17 protein-coding genes are annotated in these 22,917 nt (G+C 34.5%); 12 read left to right on the forward strand and 5 right to left on the reverse strand.

Translation table 11 applies throughout. From position 1 onward, the window contains the following. Positions 1-2: 2 nt before the first annotated feature. The 10 genes from LX95_RS10925 to LX95_RS10970 all read left to right on the forward strand — a co-directional run bounded on the left by LX95_RS10925 (position 3) and on the right by LX95_RS10970 (position 14,172). On the forward strand, positions 3-851 hold the full coding sequence (locus LX95_RS10925) for a sulfotransferase family protein (protein ID WP_111541499.1): 849 nt from the start codon (positions 3-5) through the stop codon (positions 849-851). A gap of 4 nt (positions 852-855) precedes the next feature. After that, on the forward strand, positions 856-2,031 hold the full coding sequence (locus LX95_RS10930) for a glycosyltransferase family 4 protein (RefSeq protein ID WP_111541500.1): 1,176 nt from the start codon (positions 856-858) through the stop codon (positions 2,029-2,031). 41 nt (positions 2,032-2,072) lie between these two features. Next, positions 2,073-2,933, forward strand: coding sequence for a sulfotransferase (locus tag LX95_RS10935; protein WP_111541501.1), 861 nt, complete (start codon positions 2,073-2,075; stop codon positions 2,931-2,933). Positions 2,934-2,952: 19 nt separating this feature from the next. Continuing rightward, positions 2,953-3,480, forward strand: coding sequence for a DapH/DapD/GlmU-related protein (locus LX95_RS10940; RefSeq protein ID WP_111541502.1), 528 nt, complete (start codon positions 2,953-2,955; stop codon positions 3,478-3,480). Then, positions 3,480-4,808, forward strand: a complete 1,329-nt coding sequence (locus tag LX95_RS10945) for a glycosyltransferase family 2 protein (RefSeq protein ID WP_111541503.1) — start codon at positions 3,480-3,482, stop codon at positions 4,806-4,808. The genes LX95_RS10940 and LX95_RS10945 overlap by 1 nt, the downstream gene beginning before the upstream one ends. 1,508 nt (positions 4,809-6,316) lie before the next feature. Next, positions 6,317-7,414: a glycosyltransferase family 4 protein gene (locus LX95_RS10950; RefSeq protein WP_111541504.1), complete on the forward strand. Its 1,098-nt coding sequence runs from the start codon at positions 6,317-6,319 to the stop codon at positions 7,412-7,414. A gap of 1,860 nt (positions 7,415-9,274) precedes the next feature. After that, complete coding sequence (locus LX95_RS10955) at positions 9,275-10,411, forward strand: glycosyltransferase (protein ID WP_111541505.1); 1,137 nt, start codon at positions 9,275-9,277, stop codon at positions 10,409-10,411. Beyond that, on the forward strand, positions 10,395-11,795 hold the full coding sequence (locus tag LX95_RS10960; protein WP_111541506.1) for an O-antigen ligase family protein: 1,401 nt from the start codon (positions 10,395-10,397) through the stop codon (positions 11,793-11,795). Before LX95_RS10955 ends, LX95_RS10960 begins: the two co-directional genes overlap by 17 nt. Then, positions 11,734-12,756 carry a glycosyltransferase family 4 protein gene (locus LX95_RS10965; protein WP_245924761.1) on the forward strand — a complete coding sequence of 341 codons (1,023 nt, stop codon included), beginning with the start codon at positions 11,734-11,736 and terminating at the stop codon, positions 12,754-12,756. The genes LX95_RS10960 and LX95_RS10965 overlap by 62 nt, the downstream gene beginning before the upstream one ends. Positions 12,757-12,789: 33 nt before the next feature. Next, a complete protein-coding gene (locus LX95_RS10970; RefSeq protein WP_111541507.1) occupies positions 12,790-14,172 on the forward strand; it encodes a sugar transferase in 1,383 nt (460 codons plus the stop codon). A gap of 2 nt (positions 14,173-14,174) precedes the next feature. On the opposite strand, the gene LX95_RS10975 is transcribed toward LX95_RS10970, so the two are convergent. From LX95_RS10975 to LX95_RS10995, 5 genes are all read right to left on the reverse strand, one after another. Next, on the reverse strand, positions 14,175-14,597 hold the full coding sequence (locus LX95_RS10975; RefSeq protein WP_111541508.1) for a DUF4870 domain-containing protein: 423 nt from the start codon (positions 14,595-14,597) through the stop codon (positions 14,175-14,177). Further along, positions 14,594-15,004 carry a DUF2752 domain-containing protein gene (locus tag LX95_RS10980; protein ID WP_111541509.1) on the reverse strand — a complete coding sequence of 137 codons (411 nt, stop codon included), beginning with the start codon at positions 15,002-15,004 and terminating at the stop codon, positions 14,594-14,596. The genes LX95_RS10975 and LX95_RS10980 overlap by 4 nt, the downstream gene beginning before the upstream one ends. A gap of 3 nt (positions 15,005-15,007) precedes the next feature. Then, positions 15,008-15,346: a TM2 domain-containing protein gene (locus tag LX95_RS10985; RefSeq protein WP_111541510.1), complete on the reverse strand. Its 339-nt coding sequence runs from the start codon at positions 15,344-15,346 to the stop codon at positions 15,008-15,010. An 88-nt stretch (positions 15,347-15,434) separates the two neighbouring features. Then, positions 15,435-17,027 carry an apolipoprotein N-acyltransferase gene (gene lnt / locus LX95_RS10990; protein WP_245924762.1) on the reverse strand — a complete coding sequence of 531 codons (1,593 nt, stop codon included), beginning with the start codon at positions 17,025-17,027 and terminating at the stop codon, positions 15,435-15,437. A gap of 125 nt (positions 17,028-17,152) precedes the next feature. After that, entirely contained in the window at positions 17,153-18,223 is a 1,071-nt protein-coding gene (locus LX95_RS10995) for a putative type IX sorting system protein PorV2 (RefSeq protein ID WP_449405536.1), read from the reverse strand. A gap of 120 nt (positions 18,224-18,343) precedes the next feature. On the opposite strand from LX95_RS10995, the gene LX95_RS11000 reads away from it, so the two are divergent. Beyond that, positions 18,344-19,084 carry a CDP-alcohol phosphatidyltransferase family protein gene (locus LX95_RS11000; RefSeq protein WP_111541511.1) on the forward strand — a complete coding sequence of 247 codons (741 nt, stop codon included), beginning with the start codon at positions 18,344-18,346 and terminating at the stop codon, positions 19,082-19,084. A 333-nt stretch (positions 19,085-19,417) separates the two neighbouring features. Next, entirely contained in the window at positions 19,418-22,843 is a 3,426-nt protein-coding gene (locus tag LX95_RS11005; RefSeq protein WP_111541512.1) for a T9SS type A sorting domain-containing protein, read from the forward strand. The last annotated feature ends 74 nt before the right edge of the window (positions 22,844-22,917 follow it).

A 22,917-nucleotide genomic window follows, 5' to 3' on the forward strand; every position in this document is an offset into this window, starting at 1 on the left:
GTATGGTGTATAAAAAACATGTAATTGTGATGGGATCTGCCAGGAGTGGTACTTCTTGGTTGGCAGAAACTATAGCCCAACAGCACCGTTACCGTTTATTGTTTGAACCAGAACAAGAAACCCGTACTAAAAAAGGAAAATTACTCTGTGATCAATACTTTACGGAAGAAAATAATAATAAGGAAGCCAATCATTATTTAAAACAGGTTTTTGCTAACAGAGTAGATTGTGATTGGATAGCCCAAAGCAGTAATCGTAAATATAAACGTCACCTATGGCCATTTATTCCTAAAAAATATATCATTAAATTTGTCCGTTGCAATTTATCTGCTAAATATATCAATGAACACTTTGAAATACCACTTATTCATATTATCAGAAATCCTTATGATGTCATAAAATCGCAACAACGCGTCAAATTTCCCTGGTTGTACGATTTAAATCATTTTAAATCTCAACATGCCTTAGTTGGCTTAGTTCAAGAAAAATTTGGTTTTAACTTAGTTGAAAATAGAAAATATGATGAGGTGGAACAATTGACCATACGGTGGTGTTTAGAGAATATGATTCCTTTAAATATACAAGGACCCCGACAATATAAATCACAACTCGTAAAGCACGAAGATTTAAGAAGTGATATCAATGTATTTTTAGAGCTTTGTAAAAATTTTGATTTAGAACCGGTGCATCATATAGAAAGTGAATATAAAAGACCTTCAAGTAAAGCTCACCCCAAAAGTGAGGTAAGGGACGCCAATCAAAGCATAAAAAAGCTAGAAAAAGAGGAATTGCAAAAAGTCAATGCTATTTTAGATACTTTTGAAGTAGAACTGTACGAACGAAGAGGTTAAACTTATGAAGATAGGAATTGTTTTATCCCAGCCACCAGGTTATTCAGAAATCTTTTTTAATTCAAAAATAGAAGGATTACAGAAAAATGGATTTGAGGTGACTCTATTCTGTCAGAATAATAATGTTGGATTTAACACTTGCAAAGTGGAGCGATTTTCTAAAACCACTTCTAATCCTATTCTTCAATTGTTCTGGTTTTTTAGGGTATATATGGAGTTACTACCGTATTTTAAAAAAGTGATGAATTGGTACTCTTTAGAAAACAAACATGGAGTCAGTAAATGGAGTTTCCTTAAAAAAGCTTATATCAATGCGCCAATTTTAAAAGCAGATTTGGATTGGTTACATTTTGGATTTGGAACCTTAGCTTTAGAGCGAGAATGTATCGCCAAAGCGATAGGGGCAAAAATGGCGGTAAGTTTTAGAGGCTTTGATATTAATGTGTATCCAAAAAAAAATCCAGATTGTTATCATCTAGTCTGGAAGCATGTGAGTAAAGTCCACTCGATTTCAAATTATTTATTAGAAGAAGCAAGATGCTTAGGTCTGCAAGAAACTACTCCGTATTCCATCATCACTCCTGCCGTAAAATTAAATCATTTACCCAAACATAAAAAAAGAGAAAAGGACTCTAAACCTCTTAAAATTGTTACTATAGCACGCCTACATTGGATGAAGGGAATAGATAACTTAATCGAAACAGCCAGTTTTTTGCAGGCTTCCCAAGTTGATTTTGAATGGTTAGTGATTGGAGGGGGCAGCACAGAAGAAGAGGAACGTTATCTATACCATATTTATGAAAAAGGACTAACGAATAACGTAAAGTTATTAGGAAAAAGAAGCCATCAAGAAACCTTGGAAATTCTTTATGATGCCGATATGTATATACAAACAAGTTTAAATGAAGGCTTTTGTAATGCGGTATTAGAAGCACAAGCTTTAGGCAAATTATGTGTAGCTTTTAATACAGGAGGATTGCCCGAAAATATTATAGATCAAAAAACAGGATGGTTAGTTGAAAATTTTAACAGTGAAAAATTAGCCCAAAAAATTATAGAGATTATAGAAATGCCAGCTGAACAAAAAAAGAATATTACCAGTTTTGCGAAAAACCGGGTAATAGAAAAGTTTAATATTAAAAAACAGCAACAACAATTTGTTGCGTTTTATAAAAGTTAGATCCTATTTTTTGCATAATACTATAAAAATAATAAGTAGTGATGAAAGTAATTATTCTATTAGGATTGCGAGTAAGAAGTGGGACCAATTTTGTAGGTACTACTTTGAAGCAACATCCAGATATACAAACCATACCTCCAAACACCTCTTTGGGAGAATTCAATCTTTTTCGGGATGAGTATATTACGAATAAAGTGTTTTATAATATAAGCAAACGTAGTTTTGCTTCGGGGGTTAAGCAGGAAGATTTACCTCATTTCATGAAATTATATGGGGAACTTTGGCAAGAATTCTTACTAAATAAGTTTAAGCTTGACCCAAAAAAAACACTTTTCTTAAAATCCCCAAGGGTACAAGAAACGCATTTATGGCAGTTGGCATTTCCTAACTCTAAAATTGTTTTACTTTGCCGTGACGGAAGAGATAACGTAATATCTTCTATTAAAGCTTCCAATGATAAAAGAAACTGGCATACTATTTCAGATAAGATAAAGAAAAAAGTGAACTATTTTTCTGGAAGAAATTTTATAAATTCTACAAGAGATTGGTCAAGAAATGCTATTATATATAATAGTATTTTAGAAACCGATAATCTGAGAAAAATGAAATATGAAAGTTTAAATGATTCTTTTGAAGGTATAAAAGGTTTATTAAATTTTTATAATTTAGATAATAATGAAGCTGTTGTAAAAAAATGTTTGAGTGCACCAGTTATTGGGAGTTCTTACGGGATAAACAATAAAGAAATGATTAAACCAAATTGGAAACCAGATTACGACAAGTCTAAATTTAATTTTGTTGGAAAATGGCAAGGTTGGAATAGTTATCAAAAATTAGTTTTCAAGGTAATAGCTGGTAGGGAGTTAAAAGGATTGGGTTATGAGGTAAATGATGACTGGTAATACAATAAAACTATAAAAATTGAGTCAATTTAAATATTTATACCAAGATATTAATGCCCTATTAGGAAGGAATAAGTATAGAGTTATTCTTTTATTACTAAATCGTGCTTTTTACGGACTGCTTTCTTATCGGCTAGATCGCTTTACATTTCTTTTATTGGGTTCAAATTATAAATATTTTAGAATTATTATTTCACCTTTTTTCTTTATTATGCAACTAATTTCAAATTGTGATATTCACTATAGAGCAGATATAAAAGGAGGAATCAATATTCATCATCCAAGTTTAGGAATTGTAATTTCAGGAAAATCTCAAATATCTGAGAGATTAACACTAACTGGAGGGAATGTAATTGGTATTAAAAGTGGTTTTTCGGGTAGTTCTATAAAGATAGGTGATAATTGTAATTTAGGAGCGAATTCTTGTATCATAGGACCTGTAACATTAGGTAACGATATAAGAATTGGAGCAATGGCTTGCGTTACTCAAAACTTTCCTAATAATAACTTAACGCTTCTTGGGGTCCCAGCAAAATCTAAAATTTAATGCTTTTTACTTTTCTTAAATATCTTCAACCCAGCCATTACTTTGGTTTAAAGAGAAAAGATGGGACTTATATATTTCCAAAAGTTGAAAACTTACCACAAGAAATTTTACAACAGCTTGAAAAGGATAATGGTTTTAAGAGTGATTTAGCCAAAGAATACGACCTTTCTTGGCAGGCTTTAAACAAAGGTTATATAGTCTCTGGCGATAATTATACTCATTTTAAAAAATTGCCCTTGGTAGATGAATACCGCTTTATACATAAATATTTTCATCCCGTTTGGTGTTTGTACGTATTGGTATTAAGATTGTTTACTTTTAAAAACCCTCTAAAAGAAATTCCCGCATACTTAAAAGGAAGAAAATTAAAACGGAGTACTTATTTACAACGTCCCATTGAGCATAAGGAATTTAAGAATTATAAATCTAAATTAGTAGAAGAAAAACCTCTTATTTCGGTTATTATTCCAACACTTAACCGTTATCCCTATTTGAAAGATGTACTGAAAGATTTGGAGCTTCAAGATTATACTAATTTTGAAGTGATTGTGGTCGATCAATCCGAACCCTATCAAGAAGATTTTTATAAAGGCTGGAATCTAGACTTGAAAGCTATTCAGCAAACCGAAAAGGCTTTATGGTTAGCTAGAAATCGCGCTATTCAATTGGCTAAAGGGGATTATATTTTACTCTATGATGATGATAGTCGGGTAGATGCAGACTGGATCACGCAGCATATCAAAACCTTAGATTATTTTAAAGCCGATATTTCTTCGGGTGTTTCTATTTCTACAGAAGGCGGAGAAGTCCCAGCGCATTATTCTTTTTTCCATATTTCCAGTCAGTTAGATACCGGAAATGTTTTATTGAAAAAGGAAGTGTTTGGAAAAATAGGGCTTTTCGATCGGCAATTTGAGAAACAACGTATGGGGGATGGAGAATATGGACTTCGTGCCTATTTAGAGGGGTTCTTAAATGTTTCTAATCCGTATGCCAAACGTTTGCACCTTAAGGTAGGCTCTGGAGGATTACGTGAAATGGGGAGTTGGGATGCATTTAGAACAGAAAAATGGTTTGCTCCGCGCCCTATTCCTAGTGTATTGTACCTGTTTCGAAAATACCACGGAAATAAACGAGCAAGACTGGCTTTATTAAAAACGGTACCGCCGTCTATAATCCCCTATAAATTTAAAAGGAACAAACCTATGCTTTTAATTGGTGTCTTTTTATCCGTTTTCTTACTGCCCGTCATCTTAATTCAAGTCTGTAAATCGTGGAAACTCTCTAGTCAAAAATTAAAAGAGGGAGCGAAAATTGAAAGGTTGTAGGGATCTATTAATTTTCAGTGTTTAATTTTGAATTTTAAAAAGGAGTTGTAGTTTTTATTTAAAGAGGATTTTTGGGCTTCTAATCTAAAGATACTTCGGCTCTGCTTCGCTACGCTCAGTATGACAGTAACTTTTGATTTCTACTCATATTTTTACTTTTTCTCATTGCCGGAAAAAAAAAGAACCAAACCCGCCCGACCGGTACGAGCAAGAAGGTTTAAGTTGATAAATGTTTCTTTCTTTTCTTTTGCATTGCCCAAAAGAAACAAAAGTCTAGGCTTACGAAGCTTACTCTAAATTTATCGTTCGAGGCCTAAATTTTAAGAACTCACTTCGCTCAAACAGCTTAAAATTTTACGCCCTTTTCACTTTAAATTTCACGAGTAATTTTCGATATGCCGTGTGCTTTCTATGGATATTTAGCGTTTCTAATCTAAAGATACTTCGGCTCCGCTGCGCTATGCTCAGTATGACAGTAGTTTTTGATTTTGTTATAACTGTTTTAAAAGTTTTTTATTAAACTAAAAATCCTTTACTGCATTGCGTTTTGTTTTGACTGTAAGGTTATTTGTCATTTCGAAGGAGGAACGACTGAGAAATCTTTTTAAAAAGGAGTTGTAGTTTTTAATAAAAACGCTTCATTAGAAAGGGTATTTAGAGTTTTTAAGCTAAAGATACTTCGACTCCGCTATGCTTCGCTCAGTATGACAGTAGTTTTTGATTTCTATTTATATTTTTACTTTTTCCCATTGCCGGAAAAAGTAAGAAATCCGCTCGACCGTTACGAGCAAGAAGGTTTAAGTTGATAAATGTTTCTTTCTTTTCTTTTGCATTGCCCAAAAGAAACAAACCCGCCCGACCGATACGGGCAGGAGTCTAGGCTTACGAAGCTTACTCTAAATTTATCGTTCGAGGCCTAAATTTTAAGAACTCACTTCGCTCAAACAGCTTAAAATTTTACGCCCTTTTCACTTTAAATTTTACGAGTAATTTTCGATATGCCGTGTGCTTTCTATGGATATTTAGAGTTTCTAATCTAAAGATACTTCGGCTCCGCTGCGCTATGCTCAGTATGACAGTAGTTTTTGATTTTGTTATAACTGTTTTAAAAGTTTTTTATTAAAATAAAAATCCTTTAGTGCATTGCGTTTTGTTTTGACTGTAAAGTTATTTGTCATTTCGAAGGAGGGACGACTGAGAAATCTTTTTAAATAAGAGTTGTTGTTTTTAATAAAAACGCTCCATTAGAAAGAATTTTTAGAGTTTCTAAGCTAAAGATACTTCGACTCTGCTTCGCTACGCTCAGTATGACAGTATTTTTTGATTTTGTTATAATTGTTTTAAAAGTATTTTTGAGTTTTAAAATAAAGATCCCTGCATTCGGCAGGCAAGCTTGTTTTATTTTTCTGGCTTTTTAAAAAGAAAAAGTAAAAAGAGCGTTAAATAGAAAACTTTTGCTTTTTTTTGATGAATAATCGTAGATGACATTTCATTAGAAATCGAAGACCTTGAAACAATCTAGAAAAATTTTATTAATCACCTCAGAGTTTCCTCCACAACCCGGTGGGATTGGCAATCATGCATTTCATTTGGCAAAATCTTTCCAAGAAAACGGAATTCAGGTTCAAGTTATAACAGATCAGCGTTCTGGGGAAGGAGAAGAAGAGAAGCAGTTTGATCAATTACAAAGTTTTAAGATTCTACGAATCAAGCGGAGAAGGCTAATTTTGGTCAGTTACCTTCATCGAATTCAAAAAGCTTTTCAGTTAGTGAAACAGCAAGACGTGGTTTTACTTTCAGGGAAATTTTCAATTTGGGTAGGCGGACTGCTAAGTTTGTTTATTCAGAAAGAATATGTGGCGGTGCTGCACGGGAGTGAAGTTTTGCTTCCGTCAAGTTTACAACGAAGGTTTACTCAATTTTGTCTTCGGAGGTTTTCTAAAATTGTAGCTGTTTCTCAGTATACTAAAAGCTTAGTTGCTCATTTGAAACTAAATCAGCTTAAAGTTATTCCTAATGGTTTTGATATTTCTTCTTTCAAAAGCACTCCTAAAAATCATCTTCTGCTTCCTCTGCAATTGGTGACTGTAGGAAACGTGACCCCTAGAAAAGGACAACATAATATCATAAAAGCTTTACCTTTAATTTTAGAAAAACACCCTCAACTCACCTATCATATTGTAGGAATTCCAACTACTCAGTCGGAATTACAGCAATTGGCAAAAAGTTTAGGGGTAGAAAAACATCTTGTTTTTTACGGAAGGGTTACTGAGGAAGAAAAATTAAAAATTTTAAAACAATCTACTCTTTTTATGATGTTGAGTGAACACACTCGCAAAGGGGATGTAGAAGGGTTTGGAATCGCCATTTTAGAAGCAAATGCATTAGGAGTCCCTGGTATTGGAGCGAAGGGCTGCGGAATAGAGGATGCTATAGATAATTATGCATCGGGCGTGTTAGTGGATGCGAAAAATGCACGGGAAGTGGTACAAGCTATTGATGAGATATTAGAAGATTACGCACTCTACAGTGAAAGAGCACTCAAATGGACACAAAATTTTACCTGGGATAAGATCATTCGGCAATATTTAGAATTTTTAAGTTAAAGATACTTCGACTCCGCTGCGCTGCGCTCAGTATGACAGTGATTTTTGATTTCATTATAATTGTTTTAAAATAAAAACCCTTTACTCCTTTGCGTTTTGTTTTGACTGACAGGTTATTTGTCATTTCGAAGGAGGCACGACTGAGAAATCTTTTTAAATAGGAGTTGTAGCTTTTATTTAAAGATGTTTCATTAAAAAGAATCTTTAGCTTTTCTAAGCTAAAGATTCTTCGGCTCCGCTGCGCTGCGCTCAGTATGACATTAGTTTTTTGATTTCTATTTATATTTTTACTTTTTCTCATTATCAGAAAAAGTAAGAAACCCGCCCGACTGGTACGGGCAGGAAGGTCTAGGCTTACGAAACTTACTCTAAATTTGTCGTTCGAGGACTAAATTTTAAGAACTCACTTCGCTCAAACAGCTTAAAATTTTACGTCCTTTTCACTTTAACCTTGCCAGACACACAGATTGGTTTTACGAGTAATATTCGATAGGCCGCAAGCTTTCAAAAGATTTTTTTTGTTGTTATTAGAATAATTTAAATTTTTCTTAGAAAGAGAACTGACCTACTTTTCATGAGTGTAGTAAAATCAAGAAAAAGCTTAGCGTTGGACGGGGAGGATAGCCTAGCGAAGCGGTTTGCTATCCGCAGGATAAAGTTTTTTAGCAGATTTTCAAGTTCAGGAAAATCAGTCTAGATTTTTGCTTCTTTTTAGCAATGAAAAAGAAGAGGCAGCTTCTAGAATACTTAAGCAATAACAAAGTGAGTGAGTAAAATGAAGGGATTTTCCTTAAAAAGAATATTAAGATTTTCTAATCTAAAGATACTTCGGCTCTGCTTCGCTACGCTCAGTATGACAGTTATTTTTGATTTCATTATAATTGTTTTAAAATAAAAATCCTTTACTCCTTTGCGTTTTGTTTTGACTGACAGGTTATTTGTCATTTCGAAGGAGGCACGACTGAGAAATCTTTTCAAAAAAGGAGTTGGAGTTTTTATTTAAAAAATGCTTTATCAAAAAGAATATTAAGATTTTCTAAGTTAGAGATACTTCGACTCTGCTATGCTACGCTTAGTACGACAGTAACTTTTAATTTCTACTCATATTTTTACTTTTTCTCATTATCAGAAAAAGTAAGAAACCCGTCCGACTGATACGGGCAGGAGTCTAGGCTTACGAAACTTACTCTAAATTTATCGTTCGAGGTCTAAATTTTGAGAACTCACTTCGCTCAAGCAGCTTAAAATTTTACGCCCTTTTCGCTTTAACCTTGCCAGACACACAGATTGGTTTACGAGTAATATTCGATAGGCCGCAAGCTTTCAAAAGATTTTTTTTGCTGTTATTAGAATAATTTAAATTTTTCTTAGAAAGAGAACTGACCTACTTTTCATGAGTGTAGTAAAATCAAGAAAAAGCTTAGCGTTGGACGGGGAGGATAGCCTAGCGAAGCGGTTTGCTATCCGCAGGATAAAGTTTTTTAGCAGATTTTCAAGTTCAGGAAAATCAGTCTAGATTTTTGCTTCTTTTTAGCAATGAAAAAGAAGAAGCAGCTTCTAGAATACTTAAGCAATAACAAAGTGAGTGAGTAAAATGAAGGGATTTTCCTTAAAAAGAATATTAAGATTTTCTAATCTAAAGATACTTCGACTCCGCTGCACTACGCTCAGTATGATAGTGATTTTTGATTTCGTTATAATTATTTTAAAAGTAATTTTCGGTTTTAAAATAAAAATGCTTCACTTCGCTCTACTCAACTCTGAATGATTGTAACAAATTTATTAGTATTATTGCAATGGCCTTATAAGTTTTAATTCTCAGACCTCATTAATGGGTTTACTCTGCTTAAAAAAAATCTCATGAAGTTAGCTATTATTTCACATACGGAGCATTATAAAGATGGTGACGGGAATATAGTGGGATGGGGACCGACGGTCACAGAAATTAACCATCTGGCTAATGATTTTGAAAAAATATACCATGTGGCTTTTTTTCATTCAGAAGATGCTCCGCCTAGTTCTTTGAGGTATACAGCAACAAATGTAGAGTTTGTTCCTTTGCCTCCTTCAGGAGGAAGGGATTTTCGGAGTAAAATGACGGTACTCACTAATTTACCTCAAACCATTTCCGTGGTTCGGGAGGTGTTAAAAATGGTTGATGTTTTTCAGTTTCGTGCGCCTGTAGGTATCGGAGTTTATTTGATCCCATATCTCACTTGGTTTTCTTCTAAAAAAGGATGGTTTAAGTATGCTGGGAATTGGAGTCAAGAGCATCCTCCTTTAGGTTACAAAATTCAACGTTATTTACTGGAGAGGCAGAGGAGGAAGGTTACGATAAATGGAAAATGGCCTGATCAACCCCAACAGTGTCTTACTTTTGAGAACCCTTGTTTGACTTTAGCAGAACGAGCAGAGGGATTGAAAATAGTAAAACAAAAACAGTATGGACCTAAATTCACATTCTGCTTTGTAGGCCGATTAGAAGATGAAAAGGGGGTACAGCGAATATTAGATGCGTTTATACAAAGTGTGTGTTCACAATTTGTAAATAGTATTCATTTGATAGGAAACGGTCCCAAACGAGAGGATTATGAGGCGCAAGTGAAAGAGAAAAATATTCCAGTTCAATTTCATGGTTTTTTAAGTAGAGCGGAAGTATTTGCAATTTATAAAAACTCTCACTTTCTTCTATTGCCTAGTACAGCTTCAGAAGGTTTTCCTAAAGTTATTGCTGAAGCTATGAATTATGGGTGTATTCCTATAGTATCTCAAATTTCTAGTATAGGACAGTATATTCATACTTCAAACGGTTATCTTATACATCCTCCAACTGCCGAAACTTTAAGACAAATATTAAATCATATCTTTAGAGAGGAAAATGAGCAGGAGTTGAATGAAAAAGCTCTTAAAGCTTATGAGGTAGCTACAGACTTTACTTTTGAGCATTATAGAAAGAGGATTCAATTAGAGATTATTCCACATGATAAAAAGGATTAAAAGAAAAAAAAAGCTTAATGACCTTAAGCCTATTTCTACCATTTTATTTCATGTAGCATTAGGAATAGTAGCAATCATGTATAGGCCTATCATGCAGGTGTATGTAATTGGTTGTGTTTTTTACTTTCTTTACCGCTTTCTCACCCGAAAAAACAAAGAAAAAGAAGTACTGATTGCTTGTGCCTATATGGTAGGGGGAGAGGTTTTTTTTAGGATGACTAAAGCCATGGTGTTTTATGAAACGGGAAAATATGTCGTGATCTTATTTCTTCTGTTTGGTATGTTTTATCAGGGTTTTAAGCGAAAAGCTTATCCCTATGCTATTTACCTTATTTTATTATTGCCCGGTCTTATTGGGGCTTTAGATTATTTTGCAGGAGATCTTTTTCTCTATAGGAAAACGGTTCTTTTTAATTTAAGCGGACCGATTAGCTTATGTGCGACAGCTTTGTATTGCTATGGAAGAAGCTTGAAGATGAGTGAGTTTCTTCAAATTTTAGATACGATAGTCTACCCTATTATAGCCATGACGGTTTATTTATATTTATATAATCCTGCAATTAGAGATGTAGTGACCAATACTGCTTCTAATGCAGCAACCTCTGGAGGATATGGACCTAATCAAGTTTCAACCATGTTGGGCTTAGGGGTGTTTATTCTTTTTACACGATTATTACTTCCGTATAAACATAAACTGGTGCAATTCACGATGATGTTTTTTTTAATCGCCATGGCGCATCGGGCTTTGCTAACCTTTTCTAGAGGGGGAGTGTATGTGGCGATTCTTATTGCTTTTGCATTTGTGATCATGCTGTATTTTTCATCTGGTTTAAGAATGAAAGCTCAACTCAGCTATAAGATATTGGTTACCTTTGCGGTGACTTTTGGAATTTGGTTGATAGCGGTGAGTCAAACTGGCGGTTTATTAAGTAACCGTTATGCGAATGAAGATTCTTTAGGAAGAGAAAAGGAAGATATTTCAACAGGACGTGGAGATTTGTTGAGTGCAGAGATAGATGCCTTTGCCGATGAACCTATTTTAGGAATAGGGATTGGTGCCACCAAAATCTACCACATTGAACACTTAGGAAGTGCCTTGCCTACGCATAATGAAATTAGTAGGATGTTAGCAGAGCACGGTCTATTTGGTATAATAGCTCTATTAATTTTAATATTTGCTCCATTGAGCAGCAAATTGCAGGGACAACAGAATATATATTTTTACTCTTTTTTAGGGTTTTGGTTTCTTACCGTGGCTCATAGCTCTATGCGTATTGCAGCCCCTGGGTTTATTTACGGATTAGCTTTATTGAATTTAACTTATGGAAAAAAGAAAAAAGATACTTTATCTAGGCAATCAACTCTCCAAGCACGGAAAAAATGAAACAGGGGTTGAATTTTTAGGACGAATGCTGATGAGTTGGGGATATTCTGTTAAACAAGTGTCTTCTTGTAAGAATTCCGTTTTAAGGCTATTGCATATGCTATGGAGTGTATTCTGTTTTCCTCGGAAACATTCTGTGCTCTTGATAGATACTTATAGTACTAAAAATTTTTGGTATGCCTATTTATCTGCTAAGCTAGCTCGCATTAAAAGAATTCCTTATATCTGTATTTTACATGGAGGAGATTTACCCACGAGATTAAAAAAATCACCTAAGGCTAGTCATGATTTATTTAATAAGGCGTTATATAATGTAGCTCCTTCTGGTTATTTAATCCATCAATTTCTTCAACAGGGTTATACGAATGTTCGGTTTATCCCTAATGGGTTTGATGTATCTGACTATTCTTTTAAAATGAGAAAAGAGATGGCTCCGCGGCTGTTATGGGTACGTTCTTTTGCTGAAATTTACCATCCGCTTTTAGCGATACAAGTTTTAAAACAACTTTTAGAAACCTATGCTGAGGCTCAGCTTAGTATGGTGGGGCCTTTAGATAATGATGTGTTTCCTCGTTGTAAAGCTTACGTAGAAAAGCATCAACTTCCAGTTCATTTTACGGGAAAACTTTCAAAAAAGGAATGGATAAGTCTTTCTGCCAATTTTGATATCTTTTTAAATACCACCAATTTTGATAATACCCCCATGAGTCTTATGGAGGCGGCTGCATTAGGAATACCGATAGTTTCTACACGAGTGGGTGGAATACCTTATTTATTAGAAGATCAAAAACATGCATTATTAGTTGAGCCTAATGATGTTACAATGATGCTTAAGGCTATTGAAAATCTTATTGAAAATCCTTTGGAAGCTTATCAAAGAACCTTAAATGCTAGGCAATTAATAGAGGAGTTTGATTGGGGAATAATAAAAGAAAAATGGATTCAAGTTTTAAACTCTTAGAAATTAATATATTTACCGATTGATAACATAGGCATGAAACCAAAATCTAAAATACACTTCGAAATATCTGAACGTAAGATTTTGTTGAGGATTTTTGATGTGCTTCTCGTCTTATCGGGGCTTTATTTTGTAAGTTCTGTTTTTGACTTCGCCTATTTTAAGATTAGCACCACCAATTGGGCTTGGTCTATAGTTCTAGTCATTTACTTAACGGTTTTTGCTACTATTTTTGAATTGTATAATTTGCAAAAAACGAATGATATTGATAGAGTCTTTAAAAACATTGTCCTAACCACTTCGGTAACCGTATTGTTTTACTTACTTACTCCGTTTTATACTCCCTCTTTACCCGCTAATCGTTTACAAATCTTATATTTCTTTTTAGCTATCTTAGGATCCTTATTCGTGTGGCGCTTAGCTTATATTACTTTTATTAGTTCTCCAAGGTTTTATAAAAATGTATTGGTAGTCGGAGATTCTTTTGAAATCGATAAAATAGTTTCAAATCTCCAAGCTGCGGACCCGCATTATGTAGTTGTGGGTTACCTTAATACCTCTAACCATAATCCTTCTAGTTCAATCCCGAAAGTAGAAATAGCCGAACTCTTGCAAGCAGTAAAACAAATGCGCATAGGTGAAATTGTAGTTTCGAGCTCCCTACAAGAAGGAGTAGGAAAAGACTTATATACCAAATTGATGGTGTTATTAAAACAAGGTTATCCTATTAAAGAATACTTTCATGTATATGAAGACATAACCAGCAGATTGCCTGTAGAACATATGGATAAGGATTTTTATAAATACTTTCCATTTAGCCGAAGCAATCAAAATAAACTTTATTTATTTTTTCATCGTTTATTTGATCTTATTTTTTCGGGAATAGGCTTAGGAGTCTTACTTCTTTTTATTCCATTTGTTTGTTTACTGAATTTGGGCTGGAATAGAGGGGCTTTATTTTATCGACAAACCCGAGTGGGTAGAGGGGGGGAAGAATTTGAAATCATCAAGTTTAGAACGATGGTTAAGGATGCCGAAAAGAACGGAGCTCAATTTGCCAGTAAACACGATGCTCGAATTACTGTTTTTGGTAAATTTTTAAGAAAAACTCGTATTGATGAGATTCCGCAATTTGTGAATGTGATAAGAGGGGAAATGAGTTTTATTGGTCCGCGACCAGAGCGCCCGTATTTTGTAAGAGAATTATCAAAATCAATTTCATTTTATGAAATTAGACATAGTATAAAACCAGGATTAACAGGATGGGCGCAAGTAAGCACGAAGTATGGAGAATGTGAAGAAGATAGCTTGACTAAACTTCAATATGATCTCTACTACATCAAACACCGAGGCTTGTTTTTAGATTTACGGATTATTTTAAAAACGATGAGTACAGTGATTTTCTTTCGAGGGCAGTAAACCTAACGCTTTACAAGAGCATCTACAAGTTGACCAAGCCCCCACCATCGTACGTGATTCCCTTTTCGGGTTTCTATGGCGGCATAAATGGTTGCTATAAATTCAATGGCATTGATACCTATTATAACTGCCATATATATATAATAAGCGAGATTTGCTTCCGTAAAGGCATAGAAAACTCTAAACGTCCACCAAAAAGCAATAGAGTTAATAGGGAATACAATAAGTTGAGAGATGAGAGCTTGGGTACAGTGCCACCTAATAAAATAATTTTTACGGGTGTGAGCTGTATAAAATATAAAAGTGGCTAATAAGTTAAGAATAGGTAATGGTAGTCCTGCCATGATAGCTATTAAGGACATTAGGTAACTGTTAGAAGCTTTTTCGGCTTCATATTCTTTTTCTAGAAAGGACTTAGAATTCATAAATCTTTATATACATTCCATCCCCAATTTAATAAAATGATAGCGATAAGACTTATCATAATTGGTTTTTTTACAATCCATTTTTCAAATAGAAGGTAAAATTTAAAGAAAGATTTTTTTTTTAAAACCACATCCCTTATGATCCAAAGCGGTAAAATAAATAGTCCGACTACTAGGAGAAAACCTAACGGATTAAAATAAAAAGCTTGAGAAAGATCTCCTTGGAGAATAGCTAATACCGAACGAGTTGATCCGCAAGAAGGACAGGGCAAAGTTGTAGTTGCTTTAAACATACAAACTTGCCCTATACTGGAGTTTTGCTTTTCGGAATAGGTTTGATAACCTAACCATGCATAGCCCAACAAACTCAATACGCTGATGAAAGTATAGAGTTTATTTCGTGTCATTCTTTAATATAATACTTGCTGAAGCTTGGCGATGTTTTTGTCTTTAGCAGCTCCCATAATGATAAACCAGTCTACAATTGCCCAAATACCAAATCCGCCACAGGTAAGTAATTTTCCTACTCCCAATCCTGTATCTCCAATCATAAAACGGTCGATTCCTAGACCTCCTGCTAAAAGAGAAACGATAAGAATAGTTGTTGGGTCTTGAAATTGAAGGGTTTGAATTAGCCCCCATTTAGAGTCGTCTAAAGCCAATAACTGCTCTCTGATTTGTGGGAGGTGATGACTTTCAAAATACTTGCTATTGGACATGATAAACATGTCTACTTTTTGTGAATCCATGGATTTTTGTTAATTAGAGCTGCAATATTACAGTAATTAATTGAATGTATAAAGCGTTTTTTCTAGTGTTAAAGGTTTAAGCTTGAACTTATACTTCATTTCTTCTTCGGGTAAATGCGAAAAGGAGTACAAAAATTAAGATAAAGAGAGAGATTCTAGCGATATAATCTCCGAATAACACATAAAACGTCATTTTTTTAGAAATAGGCACGTGCGCCAAAATACTTCCTTGTTCTTCATAATCGAGACGTTTACTTACTTCTCCATTTGGTAAAATAGCCGCCGAAATTCCTGTATTGGCGCTTCTCACTACCGAGCGTCTGGTTTCTATGGCTCTTAATCTTGCATAGCTAAGGTGTTGTTGATGGCCTTGGGTATTTCCCCACCAAGCATCATTAGTGATAATCCCTAAGACTTCGGCCCCATTTCTTACATACCCGGTAACATATTCTCCGTATACAGATTCATAACAAATGATAGGAGCTATTTTGTGATTTTGAAGGGTGCTAAATACCTCTCTATCGTTTTGCGTGGTTTTCATAGCTACGGTTCCTCCTAAATCGATCATCGCATCACCTAGTATAGGTTTTAAAACACTCTGATAAGGAAAGTTTTCTACACCCACAACGAGTTTTGATTTGTGGTAAATTTGCTCTAGATTATTTTTATTTACCATAAAGGCAGAATTATAATCATTATACCACAATCCTTCTCTAAGGTAATTGGTTTGTTTTTGAACTTGATCTTGAGAAGTGATTTTTTCAAAAAAGGAAATTCCTCCTAAAAAGCTGGCTTGGGAGTTATTTTTAATAGCGCTCAAACTCATATTCTTCGCAAAAGAATAATCCCACTGTGCTAGTTCTGTCCCATCGGCAAAAACAGTTTCGGGAGCTAATACCAAATCTGTATTGGAGGTAATTTTTTCTTGGGTGAGTTGCGTTAATAAATCACCTATACGTTTATCTGTAGTGTTGTACTTTTCGGTATAAGGGTTAATGTTGGGTTGTAAGATTAAAGCTTCTAATTGAGGTTGATCCTTGTAAGTAAGCGAATAAAATAGGTAGTAAGAAAACGCAATGGGAATGCCTATCATTAATACTGCTTTAAGGGTAGCTCTTTTAATAATTGCTGTGTCTTTATATTTAAGGTATAAAAGAATACTTTTAAAAATGCTAAAGTTGAGAATCCACACCCAAAGACTACCTCCAAAGGTTCCTGTAAACTCGTACCATTGTATCCACTGGTAATATTCAGAAAAGGCATTTCCTAAATTGAGCCAAGGCCAAGAAAATTCCCACTGTAAGTGTAAGTTTTCAAAACTAATCCATAAGGTGGTTAAAAATATGGCAGAAAGATGAAAAGGAACTTTTTTTGCTAAAAAATGATAAAATAGAAAAACCAAACTCATTAAAAGCGTATTGACGCCTACTGCAAACCACATGCCAAAAGGGGTGGAGAAGTACAGCCAATAGGTAGTAATCATATTCCAGATAAAGAAACTAAGGTAACTGTATAAAAAAACATGAAGGGCTCCTTTCTTTTTTTCCGCTTGACGGATATCATATTCCAACCATAAAAGAGGAATAAAAGCAATAAAAAGCAATACAGGAAAACCGTAGGTGGGCCAAGCTAAAGCGAGTAATATTCCGCTAAGGCAAGAAGCGATAAGTTTTTTGATCATGGCATAGAAAATATACCCAAAGATACTATTATCACTTTAAAAAAAAACGAATTTATACAAGTTCTAAGCATGAACTCTGCTTGAAGCTTTCGCTGAAATATAACCACAATCAACGCTTAGGTTGATTACCTAAAGATACTCCAGTCTATTTTTAAGGAAAAAACATTAGAGTATAAAGCGACACTTTGGTCTCCAATATCGGTAAAGGCATAATCTACGTGAATCCCTTTGTATTTAAATCCTAGTCCGAAACCAGGTTGAAAACCTACTTTAGAAGATTGGTCTAATTGTTCTACATTTTGAAAATTTCCAACCCCGCCTCTTAGGTATATCATATCGATATAACCTACTTCAAAACCAAAGGCAGGTGTCATACTTACGGCAGAGGTAGAGATGATATCATTAGTTTCAGCAAAGCGCATTTGTAGATCGAGCTCTGTTTTAATATCAAAATCGTAACGAATAGTGAAGGTTTTAGCCACTCCTAATTGTAGTTTGGGTAAAGTAATTTCGGTCGTTTCAGGGAGTTCTTGGTTTTGTCCTTCTACCGCTTCTTGAACAGTGCTGTATTCTTCTTCATCTATCGTCCATGTATTATAAGTAGTGGTAATGTCTCTCGCCATGGCACCAAACTCCCAACCATTATCACTTTGGTATTGAACGCCAAGGTCTAAACCAAAGCCCCAAGAATTTGCAAAATCACCAATAATACGTCTAATTACTTTTGCGTTGACACCATACGACATCCCATCTAAGGGTAATTGTCTCGCATAAGAAAACGTAAAAGCATAATCGGCTGTAGAGAATAAACTTATTCGGTCATAATTAATTTCCCCTTGATCATCTATAAGTTGTGTAGTATTTAGAATATTATCTACCCCAAATCTAATCACATTTATAGCTACCGCACTGCGATCGTCTAAAGGCATAGCGCCTCCTATATAATCGTAATTGGCAATATTAGCAAAATAGCTGGCGTGCATTAAAGCAATTTCATTATCCTCTAAACGTGTGAGTCCGGCTGGATTCCAGTAGCTAGCATTCACATCAGCAGTTGTGGCGGTTACCGCATTGGCCATCCCAAATGCCGCAGCATCCACACCAATATTCATAAACTCGTTAGAATATTTTCTAACGCTTTGCGCGGAAGTGGCTAGGGTAACTAAAAATATAAGTGGTAGAAGTTGTATTTTCACTTCACAATTTTTTTGCAAATATCTTATTAATTTATAATATATAAACTTTAATTTACCTTAGTTATTGTACTTTGTGCTTTACAAAGGCTTTCTTTTGTATTTTTGATAAAAATTATTGGCATGTTAAAAAAGCAAATTCCTAATCTTATTACGTTATTAAATCTGTTAAGTGGTAGTATAGCCGTTATTCTAGCTTTACAAAATCAACTTTTAATGGCTACCGTTTTTGTAGGTTTAGGTATTTTCTTTGACTTTTTTGACGGACTAGCAGCGAGAAGTCTAAACGTACAAAGTGAATTGGGTTTACAACTCGACTCCCTTGCCGATATGGTTACTAGCGGGTTAGTGCCTGGTATAGTTATGTTTCAACTATTATGCCAAGCCTTAGGGGCCGATGTTCTTGCACCATTAGCTTGGGGAGCTTCTACTTTTGAAATCAATTTTCCGCTTATTGCTTTATTTGGTCTGCTAATTACTTTGGGTTCTGCCTACCGATTAGCTAAGTTTAATATTGATGACCGCCAAACGAGTTCATTTATAGGTTTGCCAACACCTGCCAATGCTATACTCATTTTAAGTTTACCGTTAATTCTTCATTTCCACGAAAGTGAAATGGTTACTACTTTTATACTTAACCCTTATTTTCTGATTGGTTTAAGTATTTTGAGTTGTATTTTGCTGAACGCGGAAGTGACCTTGTTTGCTCTGAAATTTAAAAACTTATCTCTTAAGGATAATTGGTATAGATTTCTTTTTCTACTTATGAGCCTAGTTGGAATAGTTATATTTCATTTTATCGCTCTACCTTTTATCATTTTGGGTTATATTTTATTATCTGTTTTGGTACAGAATAAAGCTTAAAATCTTTTTAAGGGGGTTGATTAATAACAAGAATATCTAGATACTCTTCTCGTATTGTTCTAGGCTTAAATATGAATTTACTAATATATTTTAGAGTAATGCTTCATATTTCAACTTCTACTCCCATTTTATAGATAGACATTTTATCATTTTAGGATAAAAAGTGTTAATCATCTACTTATCAACAATATACTCGCTGGTGTTTATTTTAACGAAAATAAGCACCGTTTAACGAGTTTATTTATCTAGCCTGTTTTAAAGTATTCTCAGACACTAATTTTGCGCCCCTAAAAAAAAAATTCTGCTGATTATCAGCGTTTAAGGGTTTTTATTATGATGTATGGTATTAGAATTTTAGTAATGTTTTTTGTGTTTACCACGGGAAGTGTAATGTCGCAAAATACAACTTGGAATGGTGCTCAAAGTAGCGACTGGATGCTAGCCAGTAATTGGACTAATGGTGTTCCTACGCCTAACTCCAACGTAACGATTGGTTATATTCACTCTTCCAATCACCAACCAGTTTTATCTTCTCAGGCAGTTATAAAGAAATTGACTTTAGGGAGTAATAACCAAACCTTAGAATTTGGTGACCAAGCACAGCTTCAGGTAAATGGGACCTTGAGCATAGGTAATAGCGGAAAAATTAATTTGGGAAATGGTTCTTTAATCGTAAATCAATATTCAACGATTGGAGGAAAAATTGAAATAGCCAGTGGAAACCTTAGTTTTTTAGACGGTCTCAAGCTAAATGGGAATGGAGAAATTGACAATCATTCTGGAAGTATTAACATAGGAAGTGTCATTAATCCTACTGCTGGTTTGTCTTTGGCTGGAGCGGGAGAATTTCATTTAGGCTCAGGAGATCTTACAAGTTATGGTCCGTTTAAGTTTTCAGGATCCCATGTCTTTTACGGAGATTCAGGTCATATAGAATTAAAAGAGGAGGTGCAATTTAACGGTGGAGCAGGTTTTTACCTAGGTAATGCGACAATGATTATTGAAGATGATGCAAAATTTAGTGGAGGGAATAATTTTAAAGCCCAGAATGGAGATATCTCTATTTTTGGAGATGCAGAGTTTAGTGGAGGTGTTGGTTTTTATTTAGATGATGCTCACTTAGAAATCTTAGGAGAAACTGCTTTTACTGGAGGTCCTCATTTTTATGGAGGAAATGGCACCCTTACTTTACAAGATGATGTTTTATTCTCGGGCGGCCCCAACTTTATTTCTCAAGAAAGCCTAACCATTTTAAATGGGAGTTTTTCAATCGATCAGCAAAGTAATAATTCGGTTACTTTCAATGATGTAGAAGTAACGAATGGTTCTACCATTCACTCCAATTTGAATACCATGATGAATGGGTGGTTAGATAACAACGGAAACTATATTCAAAACTCCAGCACGACTTTAAATGTAGTTGAAGAAGTGTATGGATATCAACAAGTAATTTCTGAAAGACCATATGCCATATCTATGAAGTATATGAATGCCAATCAATTTAAGGTGGTTTTTAACGAAGCCTTAGATACAGGTGTCTTGAATGGTTCTTGGAAATATAATTTAAAAAACGGATTGGATTGGTCTGCCACAGTAGATGATCAATTAAATAATGCTCCTATGTTGAGCTCTGATGGAAAAGAACTGATATTTACGACAATATCTACTATTAATCCAACGAGTACAAGTATAATTTGGATGAATGCTATTGTAGACACCGATGGAGATCAGGCTAATTCTCCGCACAAGAAAAGATTTACCACAGACCAAAGTTCTACGTATGTGTGGACAGGAGCAAGCGATAATCAATGGACAACGACCAGTAATTGGTTGAATATGAGTAGCGGTTTTCCAGATCCTCAAGGAGAGATTGATTTAGTTTTTGACGAAAATGCAGTAAATGATTTAAAACTTCCAGTTAATGTTAGTATACATAACTATGAAAATGTTAGTGCAACTCATTTAGACATTAACGGACGACAATTAAAAGTAAGCGGTCAATTTATAGTCAGTGGTACAAATACAATAAAAGCTTCAGACCTCAATTCAGAAGTATATTTTAGCGGAGAAGAGGCACAGTTTATCTCTGCAGGAGTCTTCGAAAATGATCACATTAGTAATTTAATTATCGATAACCCAACTTCAGTAACTATAAATACACCTATAAGTGTCTTGGGTGTAGTGACTTTAAAACAGGGTGATCTTTTGACAAATGATCAGTTAACTTTTAAGAGCTTTCAAAATCGTACGGCTATTTTAGCGCCAATAGAGGGAGGTCAAATTGTGGGCGAGGTAGTTACAGAACGATATTTTCCTGCTAAAAGAGCTTTTAGATTTATCTCTTCATCGGTAACTTCAACAGGAACTATAAAAGAAAATTGGCAAGAAGGAGTAAATAATACCTCTTTAACTCATAACCTAAATCCGCACCCAGGTTTTGGAACCCATATTACGGGATCTACTACGGGACAAAATGGTTTTGATGCTACAGCTTCAGGAAGTCCATCGTTGTATGCTTATGATGACTCAACTCAAAATTGGGATGTAGTCACCAATACCAATCAAAATATAATTGAGGCGGGAAAAGCTTATCGTTTAATGGTGCGTGGAGATAGAGGTGTTGATGTGACTAACAATAATACTCCTCCAACCCCAACGGTTATTAGAACTAAAGGAGTCTTATCTCAAGGGAATCTTCAATTATCTGTAGATTCTCCAGATTCTGGTTTTATTTTTATGGGGAATCCTTATCAAGCTATTGTGGATATGGAGCAAGTATTAGATAATTCTTCCTTGATTAACCCTCAGTTTATTTATGTATGGGACCCGACTGTGAACGAAAGAGGTGCATTTGTGACCGTGGATGCACAATTAAATTTTAATTCTAACTCCAGTTCTGAAGCAAATAAATTTTTGCAACCAGGACAAGCTGTATTTATAAAGAAAGAAGGGAATATAAACAATACTGCAACGATTAGCTTTACGGAAGATTATAAATTAAACTCTAATGCAACTCAAACTGTTTTTAGATCTCAGTCTTTACAAACAGGTTCTATAAAAATCAATATGTTTAGACAAGATTCTCAAAGTAGTTTGAGTCACTCTATTGATGGAGTAGTAATTAATTTAAGTGATAATTTCAATAACGCAGTTGATGCTAGAGATGCCACAAAACTTTTTAATTTAGATGAAAACCTAGCTATTCAAAATGGAAACGACTTATTGAGTATAGAGAATAAAGAATTCCCGATGGTAGGAGATGAGATTCAATTGATAAATTATACTTACAGAGCAGAGGATTATCAATTTAGGATAGATGTTAATGAGCTCCATATGCTAAATGCTTCTTTGTACGATGCTTATTTAGATATATATACTCCACTTCAAAATAATACTAGCACGTGGGTGTCATTTTCTGTAGATGAGAATTTACCAGCTAGTATTGACCCAAACCGATTTAAAATTGTTTTTGAGGAAAATAATTTAGATGCTACAAGCGATCATTGGGTAAGTAATCTTCAATTGTATCCTAATCCATCTATGGGAGATGTGGTATATATCAAAGGGGAGAATTTTTTAGGAAGTGAAGTTAATATTGAAATTTATGATGTTTTAGGAAATAGAGTTTCGGAAAAGAAATATTTTGATTCTTCATCAGATACTCTCGCTATAAATGTGTCTTCTCTTTCTGTTGGTATGTATATCGTAAAAGTAAATTCTCAAGGGAAAAGTTTTAGTAGAAAACTGCTTAGAAAATAAGCATAAAATTTTATTTGCACGGAAACATATTAATACCGTGATTAAAAAACCCGCTTAGATCATATCTAAGCGGG

This window comes from Mesonia algae (genome assembly GCF_003253545.1).
GTDB classification, from domain to species: Bacteria; Bacteroidota; Bacteroidia; order Flavobacteriales; family Flavobacteriaceae; genus Mesonia; species Mesonia algae.

What these genes read in the sequence shown, in the direction of transcription:
- LX95_RS10935 (WP_111541501.1), top strand. Translation starts at nt 2,073, where the DNA reads ATGAAAGTAATTATTCTATTAGGATTGCGAGTAAGAAGTGGGACCAAT.
- LX95_RS10960 (WP_111541506.1), top strand. Translation starts at nt 10,395, where the DNA reads ATGATAAAAAGGATTAAAAGAAAAAAAAAGCTTAATGACCTTAAGCCT.
- LX95_RS10945 (WP_111541503.1), top strand. Translation starts at nt 3,480, where the DNA reads ATGCTTTTTACTTTTCTTAAATATCTTCAACCCAGCCATTACTTTGGT.
- LX95_RS10925 (WP_111541499.1), top strand. Translation starts at nt 3, where the DNA reads ATGGTGTATAAAAAACATGTAATTGTGATGGGATCTGCCAGGAGTGGT.
- LX95_RS10975 (WP_111541508.1), bottom strand. Translation starts at nt 14,597, where the DNA reads ATGAATTCTAAGTCCTTTCTAGAAAAAGAATATGAAGCCGAAAAAGCT.
- LX95_RS10970 (WP_111541507.1), top strand. Translation starts at nt 12,790, where the DNA reads ATGAAACCAAAATCTAAAATACACTTCGAAATATCTGAACGTAAGATT.
- LX95_RS10955 (WP_111541505.1), top strand. Translation starts at nt 9,275, where the DNA reads ATGAAGTTAGCTATTATTTCACATACGGAGCATTATAAAGATGGTGAC.
- LX95_RS10980 (WP_111541509.1), bottom strand. Translation starts at nt 15,004, where the DNA reads ATGACACGAAATAAACTCTATACTTTCATCAGCGTATTGAGTTTGTTG.
- LX95_RS10965 (WP_245924761.1), top strand. Translation starts at nt 11,734, where the DNA reads ATGGAAAAAAGAAAAAAGATACTTTATCTAGGCAATCAACTCTCCAAG.
- lnt (WP_245924762.1), bottom strand. Translation starts at nt 17,027, where the DNA reads ATGATCAAAAAACTTATCGCTTCTTGCCTTAGCGGAATATTACTCGCT.
- LX95_RS11000 (WP_111541511.1), top strand. Translation starts at nt 18,344, where the DNA reads ATGTTAAAAAAGCAAATTCCTAATCTTATTACGTTATTAAATCTGTTA.
- LX95_RS10930 (WP_111541500.1), top strand. Translation starts at nt 856, where the DNA reads ATGAAGATAGGAATTGTTTTATCCCAGCCACCAGGTTATTCAGAAATC.
- LX95_RS10985 (WP_111541510.1), bottom strand. Translation starts at nt 15,346, where the DNA reads ATGGATTCACAAAAAGTAGACATGTTTATCATGTCCAATAGCAAGTAT.
- LX95_RS11005 (WP_111541512.1), top strand. Translation starts at nt 19,418, where the DNA reads ATGATGTATGGTATTAGAATTTTAGTAATGTTTTTTGTGTTTACCACG.